Consider the following 6,361-nt stretch of genomic DNA (forward strand, 5'->3'; position numbering starts at 1 on the left):
ACAGGCCGAACGCCACCAGCGACACGGCGAAGTCGTACATGTACCGGAGCAGCAGCATCTCGGTGGAAATGAACGGCTTCACGCCATCGTTGAACGCCTTGTTCAGCACGTAGTCGTGCAGCGTGCACAGCAGGAGCATGCTGGGATTGGAGATGACCTCCGGGCGCGGCGATAGCTCCTCGAAACAAGCCGCGGGTCCCGGCCAGCCTTCGGTCGACACGTTGTTGAATGCGCCCCACACGTTGCTGGCGGTGTCATAGCCGGCTGCCAGGTTGGCATTGGTGTCGAAGTTGGCGAACCTGAGCAGGCTGTTGATGGTCGGTGCGCTGATGCCCTGGTTGGCTAGATAGTTGCGGACCGTGGTTTCGCTGCCGGCCAGCGGCAGGAAGGGGATCCAGGTATCCAGCATGAGCCCGCGGACCCGGGTGCTGGAGCCGAAGAACGCATCGACTTTATCGATGTGCGTCTGGACGCCCACGGACCCGGCCGACTTTCCTCCCAGCACCACGTCGGTCGCCGTCGCGGTCAGACCATAGCGGTTTTCAAGTTCGTCGAGCGACGCTTGCAGGATGCGCTTGCCGCGGAAGTGGACTGAATACTCGCCGGTGCCGGCAGTGTCGACCACGATCGTATCGGTGCCGTTGTAGACCACCGGGTCGCCGTTGCCGTCGACAGAGCCTTCCTTCGCTCCGGTCCAACCGTCGGACGAGCAGTAGTGTAGTTGCACAGTGTTGTAGCCGTCGAACGGCGCATCGGCGGGGCGGGTGAGATTAAGCATGCCGTTCGCCGGAAAATTGGCCAGCGGGCGCATGTTGTGGGGCTCGCCCTGCCAGCGCGCCTGGCAGCTCGTGTCGTCTCTGCAGCTGCCGCCGCCGGAGAGGTGAATGAACCACTTGTTGGACACGCCGGCTCCATCGGCGACTAATGTGACCTGCATCGTGGCGGGCTGGCCGTTGTTGCAAACGGCGCCCGCGTGATTGCTCAGGCTGACGGTGGTGTCGCTCAACACCGTGGCGGAGTGCGCCAACGGAGCCAGTACCCCCAGTGCGATCAGCCCTGACCAGGCTCGCAACGTCCAACTTCTGCATCTTGCTTTCATGGTTGTTTCCTCTCCAGTGCGAGGGAGATTCGCATGCGCGCCTCACGGCGCCGCCCTTCGGCCTCCCCCTTACCGAACGGCTGCGGATGTGCCCTCGAATGCCCCCTCGGTACCCGATCGATACGCTCGTCTCGACGGTTTATATATGGAAAGAGAATTTATTAATGAATACACGAAAAGTGCACCGGCTGCCAAGTGCCGATCGCTGCGATAAACCGAAGGCAGGTCGCACTCGAAGTCCGGCACTTGACCAGTCACCGGTCGATGATTATATTTTCACCAATAAATACAATTTTTATTTATACGGCGGTGGGGCGTAGCCGATGCGCTGACGCCCCACCGCTCGTCGAGTGATCGCCGTGGGCCTAAATTCGGGGGATAGAATGATTCGCAAACGTACCGAGCGGCGCCGCTTCCTGGCGGCGCTACTGCCACTTTCCTTGGGCATCCCTGCTGCCATGGCACAGCAAGGCGAGCAATCCGCCGGCGTGTCTTCGATAGGCGTGGAGGAAGTCGTGGTGACAGCGAGAAAGCGTGCGGAATCCGTGCGCGAGATTCCCACCAGCATCGATGCGTTCACCGGGGATCGTCTGGCAGCGCTCGGTTACAGCACTGTCGAGGACGTGCTGAAGTTGTCTCCGGGCGTCACCTTCGAGTCCGGGTTCTCTCCCTCCAGCACCTCAGTGATCATGCGCGGTATCACGAATGATTCGCGCGGCGTGGGGCCACGTACCGTGGGCCGCTTCTACGGCAACGTTCCGTTGACCAATCCCTCCATCATGGGCGTGGAACCAGACTTCGATACCTTCGACATGCGCAGCGTCGAAATTCTCAAAGGGCCGCAGGGAACATTGTTCGGCGGTTCGGCGCTGGCGGGTGCCGTACGGTACGAGCCCAACAGCCCTGACTTCGATCGCTTCCATGGCGCGATCGCAGCCGGTACCGGCTGGACCGCGTCGAGCGACGACATGAGTACCGAGTACGCCCTGATGCTCAATGCACCGTTGAGCGACAGCTTTGCCCTGCGCTTCGCCGGCTCGCGCCGTGAGTTCGCCGGATACATCGATGACGCCATCAGCGGCGAGAAGGACATCAACGATTTCACGGCGGAGCAGGGCAGGCTGATGGCCGCTTGGAAGGTGACCGAGGACCTCACGGTGCAGGGCCAGTACCTCAGGTACAAAGGCAACCTGGGCGCGTTCAATTACGTGGATGGCACCGAGCCGGTACGAGTGCGCACCCGCAGGCTGCTGGATGATCACGAGTATTCCGATGTCGAGCTGTACGGCGCGCAGATCAGCTGGGACAGCGGGCCGGTCACGACGGTGCTGGAAGGCAACCGTTTGAAGAAGGATCGCGATCAATTGAACGACGTCACTCAGTTCCTCGGACTGGTGGGCACGGGAATCACGGTCGGGCAGACCTTCCTGGAAGCCACCGACCAGGACACCGTCGAACTGCGCATCGTTTCCAATGCACCTAGCCCGGGCTCAGGGCTGTTCGGCGGATGGCAATACACCGCTGGCGCGTTCTATATGAAGTCCGCGCAGACCCGGCCGGTGGTTCTGAATCTGACGTTTCCCACGCATCGCACCCGGCAGGGCGGCGGCGCCACGGTGGAGGCCAAGGAGCAGGCGCTTTACTTCGACCTCACGCGTCAGCTCGGCAGTCGTTTCGAGCTCAACCTCGGCGGCCGCTACTTCGATCAGTCGACCCGCGGCGGCAACTACCGCGACTTCAATTATTCTTCGCTGAATCCGGGCGGTCTGCCCGCGGGCGTGCAGTTCATCCCGAACTACGGTTCTTTCGTGACGCTCGAGGAGACCGGCTTCAATCCGAAGGCGGCCGTGCGTTGGTTCGCCAACGACAACGCCACGCTCATCGCCAGCTACGCGCAAGGGTTCCGCTTCGGCGGCATCAACGGCTTCTCGCTGGAGCCGGCGATCCCGGTGCCGTTCACGTTCGGCTCGGATGAGATCGACAACTATGAGCTGGGCCTGCGCACCACCTGGCTGAATCGCCGTCTCACCGCCGATGTGACGGCGTTCTATATCGACTGGAAGAACCTGCAGATCCTGCAGCGTGCCAGCATCTACGCCTACACCGACAACGTCGGTGCTGCGGAGGTCAAGGGCGTGGAGATGGCCTTGAACGCCGTGTTGACCGAGCAATGGTCGGTGCTGCTCAATGCCAGCTACCAGAACGCTGAAACGGCCGTGTTCTTCCAGTCCGGGGAATTCGGTCCCATCGCCGCCGGCACCCGGCTGCCGCAATCTCCGCAATGGACCGGCGCGGCTCAAGTGCGGCATCAGCGCTCGCTCGGGACGCTCGACTTCGATGGCTCGATGACCTACTCGTACCGCGACGACTCGACCAACAACCTGATCAATTCGGTGCCGCTGCGGGGCTACGGTACGCTGGATGCGGCGCTGAGCCTGCAGAGCCGGGCGATGGCCATGCAGCCGCGGCTGAGTCTGTTGGGCAAGAACCTCACCGACGAGAACGTGGCGCTGTTCGGATTTACGTTGGGCACCGTGACCGATGTCATCTCCTTGAATCAGCCGCGCCAGGTGATGTTGAAGCTCGATCTGACGTTCTGATGAGACGGCTGGTCGGTCATGCACGAGCCTCGGCGCTGCGCCGAGGCTCGTGCGCATGAGGAGCTAACGTGTTCAAAGTGCGCTCGTTGCTGGTGATTCTGTCGATCGCGGTGTGGTCTTCGGCGCTGGCCGCAGGATCGTCCTGTGTTGCCGAGCCTGAGTCGGTCGGCATGTCCAGCGCTCGGCTGCAGCGGCTGCAGTCAGCCATGAAGCAATATGTCGATGACGGCAAAGCGGCGGGTATCGTGACTTACGTCGCCAGGGCGGGGCGCATCGTCAATCTGCAGGGCTTCGGCATGTCCGATATCGAAGCTGGCCGTGCGATGGCCACGGACACTCTGTTCCGCATCGCTTCGCAAACCAAGCTGATGACCAGCGTGGCGGTGATGATGCTGGTGGAGGAGGGCCGAATCGCATTGGAGGATCCGTTGTCGCGCTACCTGCCGGCGTTCGGCAAATCGCAGGTTGCGATCGCGGCGGACGGCGATCGACCGGCGCGTCTGGTGCCTGCAAAGCGTGCCATCACCATTCGCGATTTGCTGACGCATACTTCCGGCGTGTCGTATGGCACGGGCGTCAGTGCTTCCTACTGGAAGCAGGCAGGCATCCAGGGCGGGTACTATGCCGATCGAAACGAGCCCATGGCGGCTCTGGTCGAGCGGATGGCGGCGCTGCCGTTGGATGCGCAGCCGGGAGAGCGCTTCGTCTATGGGCACAGCACCGACATTCTGGGCGTGGTCGTGGAGAAAGTCTCCGGCCTGAGCTTGGAGCGGTTCCTGCGCTCGCGGTTGTTCGATCCGCTGCAGATGCATGACACTCACTTCTTCGTGCCGCCGGATCAGGCGCATCGTCTGGCCGCGGTGTATGCCGCGGAACCTGCAGGCTTGCGTCGTGCGAACGGGCCGGACGGTCTCGATTCTCAGGGGCACTTTGTCGAGGGGCCGCGAGTCACTCAGTCCGGGGGCGGCGGCATCGTAACCACGGCCCGAGACTATGGACGGTTTCTGCAGATGCTGTTGAACGAAGGACAGCTCGATGGCGTGCGGGTGCTGGGACCACGCACCGTGGAGCTGATGACCGTCAATCACATCGGCTCATTGTTCGCCGATCAGCCGGCGCATCGCCCCGGTCTGGGTTTTGGCCTCGGCGTGGCGGTGATGTTCGATCAGGGTGCCGCGGCCACCTACGGCTCGCTCGGTTCTTACGGGTTTGCGGGTGCTTACTTCACCGCGTTCTGGGTCGATCCGAAGGAGCAGCTCATCAGCATGGTGCTGACACAGCTGCGACCGCCGCTCGATACTACTTTGCAGAGCCGCTTCAGAGCGCTGGTCTATCAGTCGATCGTTGCGCCGCCGCCGCTGGGCGTGGAGGCATGCAACTCGTCCCACGAGGAGCCGATGTGAGTGAATTGTTCGAAGTGCCGTCGGGTGTGACCAGCCGGTCGATCACGTTTGAGAATCCCACCGGTGCGCCGGGTCAAGGCGGCAGCGCGAGCAGCCCGCTCGGAGCGGGGCGCAAAGGTTCGCCGGCGCGGATGATCCCCCCGGGAGCCACGGTCGACATCGCCGACATCGCGGGGCCCGGTGTCATCCGGCACATCTGGGTAGCGACTTATAACGTCGCCGATGTCTTGCGAGGTTTGACGGTGCGCGCTTACTGGGAAGGGCAGACTCATCCCAGCATCGAGGCGCCGCTCGGCGATTTCTTCGGGTTTGCGCACGGCCAGTCCACTGCCTACGCTTCGGCGATTCATTCCGTCGGCGAAAAGGGTGCCTTCAACATCTGGCTGCCCATGCCTTTCCACAGGCATGCGCGCATTTCCATTACCAATGAGTTGGAAATCCCGGCGCTGTTCTTCTACCAGATCGACTACACGCTCGGCGATTCGCTGAAGCCGGACGTCGGTCGGCTGCACGCACTGTTCCGTCGCGAGAATCCGACCACGCTGGGGCGCGATTTCGAGTTGTTGCCCACCCGACGCGGCAAGGGGCGGTTCCTCGGTGCCGTGATCGGTGTGCGTCCGCATGAGCCATCGTGGTGGGGAGAAGGAGAAGCCAAGTTCTATCTCGATGGCGATGTGAAGCTGCCGACCATTGTAGGGACCGGCGCGGAAGATTACGTCGGGCTGGGCTGGTGCGTGCAGCGCACGCCCTATCCCTACCATGGCGCGAGTCTGGTGAGTAAGAGCCCCGAGGCCAACATGGCGGGGCCGGTCTCGATGTATCGCTGGCACATGATGGACCCCATCTATTGGCACGAGTCGATCCGTGTGGTCATTCAGCAGATCGGAGTGGTGATCACGCCGCAGACCGCGCCTCGCTCGTTCGAGGGCTATCTGGATTGCCTGCGCGAGCGGCAGGACGATTGGTCGTGCTGCACGTTCTGGTATGAGTCGGCACCCTCCGAGCCATTGCCGCCGTATCCCGACATGGCCGTTCGTCTCGCGGATCTCGAACTAGAGAAGCACCTGCGCGGCTTGCCTCTGCAGTCGGAGTTCACTACTCAGGATACGTTGTGATCCAGCGTAGAGCCGGTGGTCCTTCCGGAGACAGGCGCGCGTGAGAGCACTCGAAACCGCTGCGCTCGGGCGGTCGTTCTCGCGCGTCTTCTATGGTTGGTGGCTGGTGCTGGCGTGCTTGGGCATTCAGTCCGTGGCGGGCGG

4 protein-coding genes are annotated in these 6,361 nt (G+C 62.5%); 3 read left to right on the forward strand and 1 reads right to left on the reverse strand.

Going from position 1 to position 6,361, the window contains the following annotated elements; all coding sequences use genetic code 11:
* A partial coding sequence (locus JNL55_RS36950) for a pectin acetylesterase-family hydrolase (protein WP_293867039.1) occupies positions 1-1,006 on the reverse strand: 1,006 nt, incomplete at its 3' end.
* A 476-nt stretch (positions 1,007-1,482) separates the two neighbouring features.
* Between JNL55_RS36950 and JNL55_RS36955 the strand changes: the two genes are divergently transcribed.
* From JNL55_RS36955 to JNL55_RS36965, 3 genes are all read left to right on the forward strand, one after another.
* Positions 1,483-3,699, forward strand: coding sequence for a TonB-dependent receptor (locus JNL55_RS36955; RefSeq protein WP_293867042.1), 2,217 nt, complete (start codon positions 1,483-1,485; stop codon positions 3,697-3,699).
* A 68-nt stretch (positions 3,700-3,767) separates the two neighbouring features.
* Entirely contained in the window at positions 3,768-5,102 is a 1,335-nt protein-coding gene (locus JNL55_RS36960; RefSeq protein WP_293867045.1) for a serine hydrolase domain-containing protein, read from the forward strand.
* Positions 5,099-6,217 (forward strand): glycoside hydrolase family 172 protein, encoded by a 1,119-nt coding sequence (locus JNL55_RS36965; protein WP_293867048.1) that lies wholly within the window; start codon positions 5,099-5,101, stop codon positions 6,215-6,217. Before JNL55_RS36960 ends, JNL55_RS36965 begins: the two co-directional genes overlap by 4 nt.
* The last annotated feature ends 144 nt before the right edge of the window (positions 6,218-6,361 follow it).

This window comes from Steroidobacter sp., assembly GCF_016790065.1.
GTDB lineage: Bacteria > Pseudomonadota > Gammaproteobacteria > Steroidobacterales > Steroidobacteraceae > Steroidobacter.